Source organism: Sphingomonas populi, assembly GCF_004208535.1.
In the GTDB taxonomy this organism is placed as follows: domain Bacteria; phylum Pseudomonadota; class Alphaproteobacteria; order Sphingomonadales; family Sphingomonadaceae; genus Sphingomonas; species Sphingomonas populi.
The window spans coordinates 250,004-265,001 of the sequence record NZ_SGIS01000002.1 but is presented as its reverse complement, the minus strand read 5'-3'; the positions used below and the strand labels follow the sequence as shown (position 1 = coordinate 265,001).

The window sequence follows — 14,998 nt, the reverse complement described above, 5'->3', positions numbered from 1 at the left end:
AGGGGCAGATTCCCACGCGTTACGCACCCGTGCGCCACTAACACCCGAAAGTGTTCGTTCGACTTGCATGTGTTAGGCATGCCGCCAGCGTTCATTCTGAGCCATGATCAAACTCTCAAGTTTATGTTCGGTAAGATCCAGGTGGAATGCCCCGATCAAACCGCTCATCTCAAGGAGCCGCTCTGCACATAACTTCAGGCGCCCATCAAAGTAATACTTTGATGGGAACCCATTTACGTATGGATACGTGAAGGACATATAGAGCAGCTTAGCTTTAAACGAGTGTCCGACGCCTTGAAGCCGCCAGAACCCGCAAGCCGCCGCCCACATGTCCCTTCATCTAAACCAACAATGTCAAAGAGCGCAAAATACCGACGACAAACACGCCTCTTGCGAGGCGCACCTAACGCTGGTCTTTTGCTGACCTTCAGAAGCATTCCGTGTGGGATGCCGCTGCGTGGAGGCGGGCAAATAGGTCGACTAAACTGAGTCGGCAAGCCCTTTTTTCGAAAATTCGCATTTTTGCGTTTTCGAAGGGCCTATACCACCGCAGCGTCCCGCTCAGCAGCCGCCGGGCGGACAGGACTGCGGCTCGGCGCCGGCCTTCTCGACCGCGACGGTATAGGTGATCTGGTCGGGAAGCGCCGCCTTGATCGCGATCCGCAGGTCGCGGACCTTGCGCGTCGTCTCGCGCGGGTCCGCCGTCTCGGTCTGGCCGGAGCCGGGGTGGACGAGGTCGTCGATCGAATAGCCGCGCACCTCGAACTGGATCTGGCCGTCCTTGATGCCCTGATAGGCGATGTCGTAGATCGTCCCGACCTCGTTCGCGTCATACAGCTTCGGATTGGGAACCTGCGTGCCCTTGGCGTAGTCGCGCGGCGGCACCAGCGGCTCGCCCAGCTTGACGGTCTGGACCTGGCCGAAGGTCGCGGGCGGCGGCGCGGTCGAACGAACCACCGGCACTGACGCGTCTCCCGCCATGCGATCGTGCACCGCACGCACCGTCTCACTGGGGTCGCGCAACACGGCTTCGGTGAAGGCGGCATCGTCGACGGTCAGCTCGAATGCGCCCGGAGCCTCGCTGGCACGCCCTTCGGAACAGACGAATGCGAGCTGCGGCGCACCCAATGCATCGGCGGAGGCGTCCGCCATCTCCGCATCGCGGCGCGTAGAGGTGTCTATCACCGCTTCGTCATGACCAAACCGCTGCACGCCGACCCAGCCAAGCCGCCGCTTCGCGCAATCAGCCTTCATGTAGCTAACCGTCATCGCCACCGGATCGCCGGGTTTGCGGATCACCATTTTCGAGGTGAACACCATCATGCCCTTCTCGCGCTCGATCGATCCGGCATCGATGAACACCGCGCGATCGGCGCCATGCGCCACGTACCACCACGGCGCGGCCATCGCTTGCGCGGGAGCCAGGCCACACAGCACGAGTGCGGAAGCGGCGATATGGCGGTAATGGGGCATCGATACACTCCTGCGTAGGCGGCCCGCGCCACGGTCGCCGAAAATCCGCCGCTTGGCAATTATCCGCGCACCGTCGCCGCCGCCTGCGGCGCATCACGCAGTTGCAGGAAGATGCGGCCATCTGCGCCGGCCGTGGCGGGGATCTCGGTTCCGACGAAACCATCGGGCACCGCCTGTCCGGGCTCGAAACTCGCGCTCGCGCCCGTCTTCGCGATGAGGAACAGCCGGTTGCCGGTGATCTTGCACGCCTTCCCCGCGCATGTGACAGAACGGATCTCCGGCAACCGCGCGATCGTCCCCAGCGGCACCCAGGCCGAGGCGGTGCCGTCGCGCACCGTGCGGAAGCGCAGCGCGCCGAACGCGGCCGGGCCGAGCGCCTCCGCCGGCACCACCGTGACGATGCCGGTCTTCGCATCCTGCAGGTCATAGCCCTTGCCGGCGGAAACGGTCGTGCTCGCGCGGCCATCGGCGGTGGCGATCTCGATCGTCTCACGGCCGGTCAGCATCGCATCGCCATCGAGGTGGAAGGCGAAGGCGATCCGCGAATCCTGCGCGAAGACGTCGGGCGATGTGAGCGCGATCGCCCGCCCGCCCTCGCGCGCCGCCGGTTGCGCCGTCACCCGCACCAGCGTCGCCGCCGGGCGTGGCGGCGCGATCGTCACCTGCACCGTCTTGTGCTTCCCGCTCGCGAACAGCACGTCCGCCGTCGCGGTCTTTCCCGCGACCAGCGTCGGCGCCGCCGCCGGGTCGGCGAGCCGCAGCGCAAGTCGGTCCTGCTTGCCGACCCGGGTCAGCGTGCCGGGCTGCAACGCCAGCTTGCCAAGCGTCGCGCCGAGCACCTGATCGAGCCGCGTCCCCGTCAGCAAGGCTTCGCTGTCGCCCGCATAAACGGTGAGATCGTCGAGGCTGCCAGTCTCCTGAAACGCGCGCAGCGTCACCACCGCCGGGTCCGTCGCGCCCTTGCTGTGGACGAGGATCGACACCGAACCGGCGTCGATCTTCTCCAGCGGCAGCGTCGCGACGATGCCGTTCGCGCCGGACTGCTTCCACTCGACTGCCTGCGCCGCGCCATCGCCGCGCCGCATCTCGACCTGGGTGACGCACCCTGCCCCGCCGCCGGTCAAGTCGAGCTGGTTGGAGCGCCCAGCCACCAGCGCGCTGCCGTCGGCCGCTTTCCACCCTGTCTCGCCCGGGTTGGACAGTGTGAAGCTCGGGCCGTCGAAAGCGGCGAAACCCCAGTCGCCATGCACCTGCCCTGACGTGACAGCACCGAAAGATCCGGCCGGAACCGCGCCATCCGCAACAAACCCGCCCGCGCTCGCATCGGCGCGAAGCGGAATCTCCACCGGCGTCCCGTCCGTCCGCTTGAGCCGCAGTTTCATGTCATGCGCGTAATCGGTCGCATAGATCAGCGGCGCCCCCTCGACCGGCAGGACGAAGCCCGGCGCGGCGCACAAGGCTGCCGGATCAGCACGCCGCAGCGGCGGCGGCTTGGGCGCTTCGATCGCCGGCAACGCCAGCACGATGACCGATGCCGGCTTGGCGAACGATACCGGCGTGTTGAGCAGCACCGTCACCGCGCCGTCGTTCATCTGCGCCAGCGCCGGAATGAACTGCAACTGGGTCGATTGGAACGCGCCGACCAGCCGGAACAGGTCGCGCACCACGCCGATGTACGAACTGTACGATCCATAGCCCGCCTGCGGAGTCGAGCTGAGCTGAAACGCGAGGTCGGTCGGCGTGCCCGCCAGCGTGTCGGCGAGCGCGGAGCTGTGCGTATCGGCCAACAGCAAGGTCTCGCGATCGACGGTCAGGCAAGCCGCCTGAAGCTCGGCTGGCTGTTCGAGGCATTCGGACTTCAGCCGGATCGCGAGGCTGCGCGCCAGCACCGGCGAGATGGTGGCGACGGTCTGCGGCGCCGCGCGCTCGGTTTGCAACATCGTGTGCAGGAACGTGTCGAGTCGCGCGCGGTCGAGCGAGGCTTGGTTGAGTTCCTGCACCGCGCGCACGAACGCGCCCGGCTGCTTGCGCACCGCGCTGCTGATCGCACTGGCGCTGCCGCCGCGTTCGGGCACGATGAACAGCGCCATTTGCTGCGCCCCCTTGGGGACGGTCAGCGAAAGCTCGGCGTTCTTGGGCTTCCAGCTCAACGCTTCGTGAAACCATTTGTTGTCGGGGCGCTCCACCGTCCCGCGCAGGAACGCGGCCACCAGCCGGTAATGCTCGGTCTGCGTCGGCAGCAGGTCGAGCTTGATCGAAACCTGATCGCCTTCGGCGAGGTTCGGCACGCGCTGCAACGGAAGCTGGGTGCCGCCATGAGTCACCATGACATGAAGACGCGGCCCGATCAGATCGAACGAAGAGGTCGCCGCGCGCGCCGGCGGTGCCGACGCCAGCCCCATCAGGCCCGCGAGACATAACAAAGGGAAAGGCCGCAAAACGTTCTCCGCACCTGTCAATCGCTCGCGGTCATGCCGCCAGCCTGTGTCCGCAATGCGGCAGGACTGCCGCGCGACGCTCGGACAACAACCATCGGCGCCGCCGTGGGTTGCGCGTACCTCAGCAGCGCCGCTCCCGCCGGTTCCAGTTGGGGATCACGCGCACCCGGCGCTTACCCCAATAGCTCAGGTCCATGAACACGCCGACGCGCGCGCCTTTCTTGGAATAGATCATCTGGTCGCCGTGATCGCCGGTTGCCGTGTTGCAGCTCACCCAGCCCCGCTTTTCCAGCACGTCGGTAATCGCGTAGACGGCGTATTGATCCTGGTCGTGCCACAACGTCACAAACCCGAAGCCGCCGCTGCCGTCGCCACCGACGAGATCGACGGCGGCTTCATATGGCCCGGTGCCTTCGAACATCACCTTGTGCTTGCGGCACCGCATGCTGATCCCGTCGGCTTGCTGGCAATCGACGAAGCCGGCGCGTTTGGCATCGGCGAGGCTGCCGGCAACGGGCAAGCCGCCGAACATCAAAGGCGCCGGCGGGGGGCGGTGCGGGCCACCGCAGCCCGCCAGCAGGAGCAGCGCCGGCCACCAGCCATTACATGCCATCGAACAATCGCCTCGCAAGCGGATCAAGCCGTTGCAGCATAATAGGCACTGCGGCGACGTGCCACCGATTACGCGCCGATCCGGGTCAGGTCGCCGCGAGCGCCGCCAGCGCGCCCAGCGCGGTTGAGAAATAATCCCCCCCCCGCGCGCTCCGCGGCCTTCGGCCCAGCGTGATGTCGACCACCGCCATGCCTCCATCCGACAGCGCATACGGCGCCTGCGCGCCGCTAACGACATCGATCCAGGCGGGGATCGCCACATGCCGCGTCAGGCAGTCGCTCCAGAAGTCGCGGAACGGCGCCAACGCAGCGCGCCGCTTGCCCCAGGCGAGGTAGAGCGGGACACGCACCGCATCGAAGCCGAATTGCGGCGGTTTTCCGCGCGCCGGGCGGACGCCGGCGGAATCGATCTCGATCCAGTCGGTGATAAGCTTGTGCGTGCCGAACCGGGCTTCGGCGAGGATCTGTTCGCCGTCGCGCAGCACCGCCCCCCACGCCGCCGCGCCATCGGCGGCGAGAAACGCATCGAGCGCGGGCCAGATGTAATAAGACGGATTGAGCGTCAGCAAGCCCGGCGTATCGAAGCCCGCAATCCCCGGCAACAACACCGTCCTCGCGCCGACCTGCCGGATGAGATGCTTGCGGATCGCCCCCCGGATCGCGGCGGATTGCTGGCCATATTCCCCAACCTTCCAGCGAAGCGAGGCGCGCAGCAGCGCCCAGGCGATCAGGATATCGCCGTCGCTCGCATCATTGGGGTCGCCCACCGGATTCGCCGCCGCAGGGTCGAACCGCCACGAGAACAGCCGGACATCGGTGCGCGACAGCGCGTGGCTCGTCCACGCCCACAGCCGGTCGAACCCGGCCCGGTCGCCGGCCGCCTCCGCGAGCAGCATGCCGTAGCCCTGTCCTTCGCTATGGCTGATGCCACCATTGCCGGTGTCCACGATCCGTCCGTCGGGCGAGAGGAACCGCGCCGAGAAGGCTGTCCACGGTCCGCCCACCCTGGCCGGGGGCGGCGGGCTGGCGGAGGCGCATCCGCCCGGCAACAAAGCTGCCAGCGCCAACCCACCGATGAAACTACGACGATCTTGTGGCACGGTCATGCTCCATGCCGGAATTCGAAGGTGAAGCCATCGTTCGACACGATGGTCGTGTGCAGTTTGGGGCCGCTGCCCAGCGAGCGCAGCCAGGCGTCATAGGCACCTTGCAAGACGCGCGGCAACACCCCCCGCCACGCGCCTTCCTGCTCCAGCCCGTCGACCGGAAGCAGGCGGTGGCGGATGTGGATACCGTCCTTCACTACCGAAAGCCGCACCGTTCCCAGCCCGAGTTGCTGGAACACGTCGTTCAGCTCGGCTTCGACCGCTTCGAGATTGCCGGACGGCTGCAACGGATAGCGCGCGGCCAGTTGGAAGCCGATCGAATGGTGGAAGGCCAGTTCCTCGTCGGCCTGTGCGGTCTCGCGCACTTCCGCCAGCATCAAGTCGAGCAGGAGGCTCGTCACGTTGGCGGGCGTCCGTGCGGTCGAATGGTCCATCATGCCCTCATTTCCCGGAACCACTCAGCGATTGCCGGATGCTCAACAACGTCTGAAACTCGTTATAGACGCCGAAGCTGTTGTATTTGACCTCGCCGCCAATCTCCGTCGCCGCGCCGACCCGGTAGGAACCCGAGGCGGACCCCGCGAAGGCGAAGCCGCTCTTGCTCAGGCTGTCGTAGCTGGAGCGTACGTCGGTGTTCTTGATCTTCTGCGCATCGAGTTGCGCCTGGGCGGCGGGCAGCGTCGGATACACCGGCACCGCATCCTGCTGGTAGCTCTGGAACCCCGGCGAGAAATCCGCGCCGGCTTTCCAATTGCCCGTCTCGGTGCGGTAATGCAGCGGGAAGGCGACCGCGACGAAGCTCTGCGGGCTGAAATAGCCGCCATGCCCGTACGAGAAGTAGTTCTGGTTGTTGTCGAACGTCTGGTAATTGAGGTTCGCGCCTCCGGTCACGCTGGTCGTGCCCTTGCGGTAGATGTTGATATAGCCGCCGATATTCCCCTCGAACGCGCGGTTGGCGCGCACGTTGACGCCATCGTAGCGATGATAGGCGCCATCCGCGTAGATGCCGCTGCCGTTGTTGTCGAAGGAGAACGATCCGCCGCCGCCGCTGCGCATCACCGATCCCCACGGCAGGCCGCTGACCGGATCGATCGTGCCGGCATAGGAGAGCAGGCTGTCGGTCACCGCGCGGCGCTCGCCGTGGATGCCGACGGTGACATGGTCGCCAAGCTTCGGCGTGAAGCTCGCGCCGCCCTCGACGTTGGTCTTCTGGAAGCCCATCGGCGTCGCGCCGACATCGGCCTTGAGCGCGCCGACCGTGATCGCGATCGACGCGGCGACGCCGGCATCGTGCTGCGAATTGGCGGGCGTGAGTTGAGAGACGGCCTTGTCGACGATGCCAGTCGCCTCGGCGGTCGGGTTGGTGCCGAAGCGGGCGAGGCCGGAGCGGGTCATGTTGCCCGCATCGAGCACGACCGGGGACGCCGAGACGCTGATCTTGGCGGTGCCGATATGCGTCGCCGCCGTCACGGTCGCGCCGATCTGGTTGAGCTTGCTCAGCCCTGCCTCGCCCGAACGGTTGCGGTAGCTCGTGCTCGCATCCAGCGTCGGCCCGGCCTCGCCAGCGAGTGCCGAGATTTCGCGGTCGATCCGCGCCAGCGTCGGATCGGCGGACGCGCCCGCCGCGCCGGCGGACTGCCCGAACGGATTGGCCGCACCGAACCCGCCCCCACCACCGCCCATTGGCGGCAACGGCGCGCCGACCGGCGTAAACCTGTTACCGCCGCTGATGCCGCTGGGTCGCGCGGACAGCGCGAACGGATTGGCCGGCGCCGCTGCCGTGCCGCCAGCGAACGGATTGCCGCTGGCATTGGCGAACGGGTTGCCGCCTTCGAACGGCGCACCGCTTGCCAGCCCGGCCTCGCCGCCGCTCAGCGCCCGCGCCTGCTTGAGATATTTGAGCGCCGCGCCCTTGCGCCCGCGCGCCTGCTCGACCCGCGCCGCCGACAGATAGACGTCGGCATTGCGCGGCGCGATCGTCAACGCTCGCTCGATCGCCTGTTCCGCGCTATCATAATCGCGCGCCGCGGCTGCCGCTTCGGCAAACCCTGAGAGCGCGCCGACATCGTCGGCCTTCTGCGCGATCAGCATCGCATAGACCTGCTGCGCCTGCCCCGGCATCCCGCCGTTCTGGTACAGCCGGGCGAGCGCGCCGAGGATGTCATGGTCCTGCGGCGCGCTTGCGTAGGCGGTCCGCAGCACGTCGAACGCCGCCGCGTTCTGACCGGCCTGCCGCATCCGGTCGGCCTGATTGGCCGCCAGCACCGCATTGAGCCGCGCCACCGCACTGCTGTCGCCCGAACTCCCGAACCGCGCGATCAGCGTCGTCGCCTCGATCTCCTGCCCGCTGCGCGCCAGCACGCCCACCACCGATTGATAGTCGCCCGGCTCCGCCAGCGGCATCGCCGCCGCGCGCTGCGCCAGCGCCTGCGCGCCCGCCTCGTCGCCCATCGACATCAGCAGATCGGCAACCGCGCCGAGTGTCCGCACCGACACCTGCGGCCCGGCGGCGAGCGCACGCGCCCCCGCCAGCGCACCGCCGATATTGCCCTGCGCCTGCAACGCCTTGATGCGGTCGATCGCCTGGCCCATCTTCATCGTGATCGCGAACTGGCGCATTTCCGGCGTCATCTGCTCAGCCGGGATCTGCGCCATGCGCGCCGCCGCCGTCATCGGCGAACCGACATGATCGAAGAACAAGGCGCCCGCATACAACGCCTCGGCGGTGTTCATCGAGGAGAGCGGCGCGATCACCGCCGCCGCATCGCCCTGATGGCCCTGATCGGCGAGGAAGATCGCATATTGATACCGCACCCACGGATCGGACGGATCGGCCGCGACCGCCGTCTGGAACGCCTGCACCGCGCCGGTCAGATCGCCGGTCCCGGCAAGCTGCTGCGCCTGCGCGCGCGCCGCCTGAGCGCGAAGCGCGCCGCTGCTGGACGCCCCTGCCGCACCCGCCTGCGCATAGGCCGTGGCCGCCTCGCCATTGCGCCCCTGCCGTGAGAGGATCTCCCCGAGCAGCAGGTTGGCGCTGTCCCGGTCCTTGAAGTCGGAGGTCGCGAGCCGCCGCGCGATCTGCTCGGCCTGATCGACCTGTCCAGCCTTCAGCGCCGTCCGCGCATCGTCCATGTCGCCGTAAAATTGCGCCGCCGCCAGCGCCGTCGCCCATTTGTCGGCGTTGCCACCGGCTGACGCGCGGGTGAGCAGGTCGCGCGCCTCGACGAACTTCTTGGTTCGCAACCGCACCAACCCAAGCCCGCCGAGCGCATCGCGATCCCCCGGCTGCGCCTTGAGCGCGGCCTGGAAGCGCGCCGCCGCCACATCGAGCTTGTCGGTGTTGAGCGCGGCAAACCCAGCCGCGCGGGCGTCGCCGCCGCCGTCGCTCGGCTTCGTCCGCACCGGACCACGCGCGGCCGGCGCGGGCGCCGCAGCCGACGCCGCCGGTTTCGCCACCGGCTTGGTCGGCGCTTTCGGCGGGGCCGGGCGCGAGAGTGCGGCGCGCGCCTCCGCGTTGTTCGGGTCGATCGCCAGCACGCGGTTCAGCGCGTTACGGGCAAGATCGCCCCGCCCCTTGGCGTTCCAATAGCGCGCCTGGGTCAGCAACGTGTCGATCGCCGACGGGGCGGCCTGGACGGGCGCCGTATTCGCGGCGATCGCCATGCACAGTGCGATCTTCAGGACAGTACGCGAAGCCATTACGGTCACTCCTTGATGCCGGCGAGCCGGCGGCGCTTCTGCGCCTTCAGGATCAGGTAAAGCGGCAGCGACAGCAGCAACGCCGCCAGCACGCCGGAGAGCGCCAGCAGCATCGGGTGCTGGCTCAGCCAGAAGCCGATGCGCAGCCACCACGGCAGCATGTCGCTCCAATACACGCCGCCCACGCGGAAGCTCGCGATGCGGTCGCCGCTGAACAAGGCAAGATCACCCTGCATCTGCGCGTTGATGTCACGATCGCCGAGGCCGTTGATGAGGTCTGGCAGCGCATCCGGCTGGGTCGCCAGCACCGCGACGACGCTGTGATCGTGGTCGAACGGCGAGTGGAAGCTGGTCACACCCTGGAATCCGCTGGTCGCGAGCAATGACTGATCGACGTTGGCCGGCATCGCCTCGGCATAGGGGCTGAAATAGTCCCACGCGCGGCTGATCGCCGAGCGTTGCGCCACTTCGATACGGCCGCCGCCCCAATGCACCGGCGCGCCGTCGAACAGATTGCCGACGTTGAGCCGCGCCGGGCTGCCGATCACGAGGATGTCGTGACCGGCGAGGTCGTCGCCATCGATGCTGCGCACCACCGTCAGCCGCGTCGGCGCGACGCCGGTTGCATCACCGAACCGGCCCATCAGTGCGAGGAACGTCTCGACTTCGCTTGCGGTCGGGCTGGCCGGCATCACGACCACGGTCTCGCCGAGATCGGGCGTGCGCGTGAACGGGAAGCCCGCGCCCGCGAACAAGGCGAGGTTCGGCATCAGCGCGGCATGTTGCACGCCGGTCAGGTCGATCGTGCTGGTCGGGTCGATGCCGACCTGGACGTTGGTCGGCAATGTGCCCGAGCAGCGCTTCTTGTCGGCGACCTGAAGGTCGTAATACAGCGAGATCTGGTTCTGCCCGAACAGCGCATAGCCGGGCAGGATCGCATTGCCGGTGTCGTGCCGCGACGTCGTACCGGCCGCGCCCCACAACCGCCCCCACCAGTTCGCCTCGGCGAGGCGGAAGGTCTTGAGATACTGGCCGTTGAGCGACAGATCGAGCCGCGAGCGCTGGCGATCGAGCCACGGCGCGACCGGATAGGTATAGCCGATGTTGAGCCGTGCCCCGGTGCGCGGCCAATAGAACAGATCGGGCGCGATCCGAAAATCGGCGGTGAGCGGTCCCGGTGGCAGCCCCTGCCCTTGCAGGCTGTGCGGCCGGACGATCTCGCCGAGTTGCACAGCGCGATCGGTACGCAGCCAGCGCGGCGCGCCGTAACGGTCGGTCACCGGCACGCGCGCGCCGCTTACCGAGGCGGACGCGCCGCTCAGCGCGCCACCGCTGGTCGCCGCGACATTGGCGGCGAGCTTCAGCTCACGGTCGTCGCGGCCCATCACCAGCAGCAGCGATCCGAACGGATCACGCGGATTGGCGACGACGGCGAGCGTCGGCCCGTCGATCTGCGGCATGGCAATGCCCGGAACGCCACGGTTCGGCGTCAGGAACACCACGGCGTTGCCCACCGGCAGCGTGCCCGCCACCGGCTTGAACTGGAAGCTGCGATAGCTCGCCTCCGCGCCCAGCCAGCCGGCGATTGCGGCGGCAGACTGGAGTTCGGCATTGGTCGGCGAGCCGGCGAACACGAAGGGAAGCTTCAGCGCCTGCGTCTGTGAGCGGTCGAACAGCGGCGCGGGCAGCGCCGACAGATCGCGCTGTGGCGGCAGCTTTTGCACGGTCAGGTCGAGCGCCGATCGCGTGTTGCTGATGTTCGCCCACAAGGTGCTGTTGAGCGGGTCTTCGCAATCGCGCGCATAATGCCCGACGAGGCGCAGGTTGATCTGGTTGTCGCCGGCGGTGAACAGCGCCGGCTCGATCGGGATGGTGATGGCGATGCCGTTGGCGGTTTCGGTCGGCAACGCGATGCTGCGCACGACTTCCCCGTTCACCAGCACGACAAGGTGGCTGAGATCGCCCAGCAGCGCCGGTGAATAGGCGAAGTTGAGCGTCAATTGCGCGGTGGAAACCACTTCGTCATGGCGCAAGCCGAACGGAATGCCGACTTCGCCTTGCGTGCCCTGCAAACGGATTCGGCTCTGGACGCGCAAGTCCTTCAGCGTGAAGTGCAATGCATGGCTGCCCGGCGCTTCAGCCGCTTCGGTCGTCGCCGTGGCGGCTGCGGCGGCGGCCTGCGCCTGCGCGGGCATGCTCGCGGCATTGGCCACGCCGCCGAGGATGCCGAGCGCCAGCGCGATCAGGAACATCGTGATCATCGCGGAGGTGATCGCGCTGACGAGCTGGCGCGGATTGCGCACCGATCCGCCACCTGCGACCAGCGTGGAGGCGGAAATTCTGGCGATGTCCCTCATCGATTCGAAACTCGTTTCGGTTTTGTGGCTGGTGGTGTGCTGCCAGGCGTCGGCGCGCCCCATCAGCGCTTCGGACAGGCGGCGTTCCTCATCGATCGACAGCGCGGGAAAGCGCACGCGGGCGATCCCGCCCGCGACCTTGATCGTCTCGACCGGCACCGTGAAGGCACGCTGGCCGATCTGAAATCCAACGTCGGTCACGGTCCGGCCGGTCACGTCGAAGCGTTCCGGCGCGCGAATGGCGAGGCCGCTCATCGACACGTTGATGGTGGTCGCATCGACGACGTAGCCGTCGTCGAGATAGAGCGACACCGGCAGCGCCGCCTCGAACCGCACCGCATCGCGCGTCTGCCGCGTCTCGCGCCCCACCGAAATCGCCGAGACGAGGATCAGCAGGTTGAACAGCGTCCACGCCGTATTGAGCAGCAGCGTGCCGAGCTGCACGTTGAAGGTCTGCGGGAACATCAACTTCACGAAGCCGATCGCGATGCCGAGGATCAGCAGCCCCGCGCAAATCATGTGCGGGCGCAGCGTCTGGTAATCGAAGAACCCCTTGTCCAGCGTCGCGCCCTTGTCGGTCACGTTGAACTTGCCCTTGTGCGGGTTGAACAGCGTCAGCACCGTCGGCTTGGCGAGGTGGAAGGCGAGCAGGGTTTCGTAAATCTCGCCCCAGAACGGCCGCCGCTCGGAGCCTTGCAGCCGCTCGCTCGAGGTGGTCGAGGTGAACAGGTGCGGCACCGCATACGCGAAGATCATCGCCGCCGAGGCGTGGATCACGTTCTGCCCGGCGATCAGATAGGCCAGCGGCGAGGTCAGGAAGATGATGCGCGGCAGCGGAAACTGGAAGTGCAGCATCGCGTTCAGGTAACAAAGCCGCTGCGGCAGGTTCAGCCCGCGCCCGAGCATCGGGTTGTCGATGCGGAAGATCTGCGTCATGCCGCGCGCCCAGCGGATGCGCTGGCCGATGTGCAGCACCAGCCGCTCGGTGGCGAGGCCGGCTGACAGGCGCGCGTTGATATAGGCGGTATTCCAGCCCATCCGCTGCAGCTTCAGCGCGGTATGCGCGTCTTCGGTCACGGTCTCGCCCGCGAAGCCGTTAGTCTGTTCTAGCGCCTTGCGGCGGATGATCGCGCACGACCCGCAGAAGAAGGTCGCGTTCCACAGGTCGTTGCCGCTCTGCACCGCGCCGTAGAACAATTCGCCCTCACCCGGCATATCGCCGACCGCCGTCACGTTGCGCTGGACCGGATCTGGCGAGTAGAAATGGTGCGGCGTCTGGAGGACGGCGAGCTTGGGGTCTTGCTGGAACCAGCCGACCGTGACCTGAAGGAACGCGCGGGTCGGTACGTGATCGCAGTCGAACACGCAGATCAGATCGCCATCGGTGCGCTTCATCGCGGCGTTCAGATTGCCCGCCTTGGCGTGCAGATTGTCCGATCGGGTCAGATAGCCGCAACCCGCCTCGCGCGCGAAGTCGCGGAACTCGGGGCGGCGGCCGTCGTCGAGGATGAACACGCGGAAGCGGTCGGGCGGATAGTCCATCGCCATCGCCGCGAACACGGTGGTGCGAACGATGTTGAGGCTCTCGTTGTAGGTCGGGACATAGACGTCCACGCTCGGGAACCGGCGCGGCTCGCCCTTCAGCGCGACCAGCGGGCGGTCGAGCGAGAAGCCGGTCTGGACCAGACCGAGGATCAGGATCAGCCAGGCGTAGAGTTCGGCAACATACAGCGGAATGCCGAGCGCGAATTCCAGCGGCGATCCGAACTCCAGCGTCGCGGTGGTCCGCCACCACATGTAGCGGGTCGAGACCAGCGCCGAGATCAGGCAGATCGCCAGCGTCATCTGGCGGCCCTTGATGCGGTTGATGACGAGCACCCCCGCGATCATCGCCGCCGCGAACATCCATTGCTCACGCAAGTCCAGCGGCACCGCGATCGCACAGATCACGATCGGCGCGGCGACAATCGCGATCAGCCATGCGACTCCGCGCGGCAAGCCGGCGCCGGGGATCGCGTCTGGCGCGGCGGCAGCGGCGGTGGTCATGCGATACCGCGCTGGGGCTGCGTGGCGTCGTCGCGATCAGCGACCAGCCGGTTGGCGATCGCGCGGAAATCGCCGAGCGCGGCGCTGGCTGGTGCGAAACTCGCCAGCGTCTCCATCATCGCGAGCGCCTCGCCGACCGCCTCATCGCGCCGGACCGTACCGAACAGTCGATCGCCGAGCAGACCGCGCAGCATCGCCGCAATGTCGCGGCCAAGTCGTAGCCGGTCATCGACGCGGTTGAGCAGGAAGAAGGTCCGGTCGTCGCGTGTCGCCTGCGCGTCGCGGTACACAAGCGGCAGCGCCGCCAGCGTCGCGGGGTCCGGCGTCAGCACGCACAGCCGCAGCGCGGCGGCCGGCAACAGCAGGTCGAGCACCTGCCGGTCGCCCGAGGCGATATCGACGATCACGACGCCATCATCGCTATCGTGCGACTCGATCGCCGCGACGATCTCGGCGGCCGACCGGTCCTCACCGGGCGACACCATGCGGACCCCGGCGATGACAACCGCCGCGCCGCCATCAATCTCGCCCGATCGGTCGATCGCCCCCGAGACATCGCCGAGGCACAACGCCAGCGCGCCCTGCCCGGTCAAATCGATCGCCGTCACGAACACGCCGCGCTCGGCGAGCCCCAGCGCGATATTGGCGGCGACGGTCGATGTGCCGACGCCGCCCTTGGGGGACTGGAAAAGCAGGATCATCGCCGGTCTACTCCGAAAGGCGGCGAAGCAGGCCGCGAATGTCGTCGGATGGTTCCTCCGGCGCCGGCGCGGCAGGCGTCTGCGCTTCGCTATAACGGCGGAACAATTTGCCGGGGCCACCGACGCGGCGATCGGCGCCGGACCAGTCCTGGGCGGGCGGCGCGACCGGCGCACCACGATCAGCGACCGGCGAGCGGCGCTGCGCGCCGGGCAGGCGCGCCAGCGCGGGGTTGGCATGGATCAGCCGGAAGATCGGCCAGTAGCCCGGCGTTTCGGCCTTTTCCGAGAAGATACGATATTCGAGGTCCGGCTGCCCTAGCTGGTCGAGCAATCTACGCACATCATCGGTCATGTCACGCCCCCGCTCGGTATTCTTCGGCACCTCATACACACCATATTTTGGTTAACGAAGTATGGAGAACGCCCAACGATCGGAAATATCATCAAAAAACTATTCGTACAGACGAGATTTACTATCCCCGACACAACCAGACCGCGCCGCGCCGCACGGGCCCACCCCCATAAAAAAGTTGATGACACCGGTGCCAAAATATGAAATCTAATAC

9 protein-coding genes and 1 rRNA gene are annotated in these 14,998 nt (G+C 67.3%); all 10 read right to left on the bottom strand.

Going from position 1 to position 14,998, the window contains the following annotated elements; genetic code table 11:
• Positions 1-123, bottom strand: a 16S ribosomal RNA gene (locus EWE75_RS02555); the annotation flags it as partial.
• Positions 124-561: 438 nt separating this feature from the next.
• The gene (locus EWE75_RS02550; RefSeq protein WP_130155113.1) at positions 562-1,473 is read right to left on the bottom strand and encodes a hypothetical protein; all 912 of its coding nucleotides are present in this window, start codon (positions 1,471-1,473) and stop codon (positions 562-564) included.
• Between the two features lie 59 nt (positions 1,474-1,532).
• On the bottom strand, positions 1,533-3,875 hold the full coding sequence (locus tag EWE75_RS02545) for a hypothetical protein (RefSeq protein ID WP_130155112.1): 2,343 nt from the start codon (positions 3,873-3,875) through the stop codon (positions 1,533-1,535).
• A 157-nt stretch (positions 3,876-4,032) separates the two neighbouring features.
• Positions 4,033-4,524 (bottom strand): hypothetical protein, encoded by a 492-nt coding sequence (locus EWE75_RS02540; RefSeq protein ID WP_130155111.1) that lies wholly within the window; start codon positions 4,522-4,524, stop codon positions 4,033-4,035.
• An 85-nt stretch (positions 4,525-4,609) separates the two neighbouring features.
• Positions 4,610-5,623 (bottom strand): family 8 glycosyl hydrolase, encoded by a 1,014-nt coding sequence (locus EWE75_RS02535; protein WP_165388245.1) that lies wholly within the window; start codon positions 5,621-5,623, stop codon positions 4,610-4,612.
• A gap of 2 nt (positions 5,624-5,625) precedes the next feature.
• Complete coding sequence (bcsD, locus tag EWE75_RS02530) at positions 5,626-6,063, bottom strand: cellulose biosynthesis protein BcsD (RefSeq protein ID WP_130155109.1); 438 nt, start codon at positions 6,061-6,063, stop codon at positions 5,626-5,628.
• Between the two features lie 7 nt (positions 6,064-6,070).
• The gene (locus EWE75_RS02525) at positions 6,071-9,328 is read right to left on the bottom strand and encodes a cellulose biosynthesis protein BcsC (RefSeq protein ID WP_130155108.1); all 3,258 of its coding nucleotides are present in this window, start codon (positions 9,326-9,328) and stop codon (positions 6,071-6,073) included.
• A gap of 5 nt (positions 9,329-9,333) precedes the next feature.
• Positions 9,334-13,731: a UDP-forming cellulose synthase catalytic subunit gene (gene bcsA, locus EWE75_RS02520; protein WP_130155107.1), complete on the bottom strand. Its 4,398-nt coding sequence runs from the start codon at positions 13,729-13,731 to the stop codon at positions 9,334-9,336.
• Positions 13,728-14,432, bottom strand: a complete 705-nt coding sequence (locus EWE75_RS02515) for a cellulose synthase operon protein YhjQ/BcsQ (RefSeq protein ID WP_165388244.1) — start codon at positions 14,430-14,432, stop codon at positions 13,728-13,730. The genes bcsA and EWE75_RS02515 overlap by 4 nt, the downstream gene beginning before the upstream one ends.
• 7 nt (positions 14,433-14,439) lie before the next feature.
• Positions 14,440-14,784, bottom strand: a complete 345-nt coding sequence (locus tag EWE75_RS24885) for a hypothetical protein (RefSeq protein WP_165388243.1) — start codon at positions 14,782-14,784, stop codon at positions 14,440-14,442.
• Positions 14,785-14,998: the final 214 nt, after the last annotated feature.

Bases quoted from the DNA above. Each gene is read 5' to 3' on its own strand.
- EWE75_RS02515 (WP_165388244.1), bottom strand. From the start codon at position 14,432: ATGATCCTGCTTTTCCAGTCCCCCAAGGGCGGCGTCGGCACATCGACC.
- EWE75_RS02525 (WP_130155108.1), bottom strand. From the start codon at position 9,328: ATGGCTTCGCGTACTGTCCTGAAGATCGCACTGTGCATGGCGATCGCC.
- EWE75_RS02545 (WP_130155112.1), bottom strand. From the start codon at position 3,875: ATGGGGCTGGCGTCGGCACCGCCGGCGCGCGCGGCGACCTCTTCGTTC.
- bcsD (WP_130155109.1), bottom strand. From the start codon at position 6,063: ATGGACCATTCGACCGCACGGACGCCCGCCAACGTGACGAGCCTCCTG.
- bcsA (WP_130155107.1), bottom strand. From the start codon at position 13,731: ATGACCACCGCCGCTGCCGCCGCGCCAGACGCGATCCCCGGCGCCGGC.
- EWE75_RS02540 (WP_130155111.1), bottom strand. From the start codon at position 4,524: ATGGCATGTAATGGCTGGTGGCCGGCGCTGCTCCTGCTGGCGGGCTGC.
- EWE75_RS02550 (WP_130155113.1), bottom strand. From the start codon at position 1,473: ATGCCCCATTACCGCCATATCGCCGCTTCCGCACTCGTGCTGTGTGGC.
- EWE75_RS24885 (WP_165388243.1), bottom strand. From the start codon at position 14,784: ATGACCGATGATGTGCGTAGATTGCTCGACCAGCTAGGGCAGCCGGAC.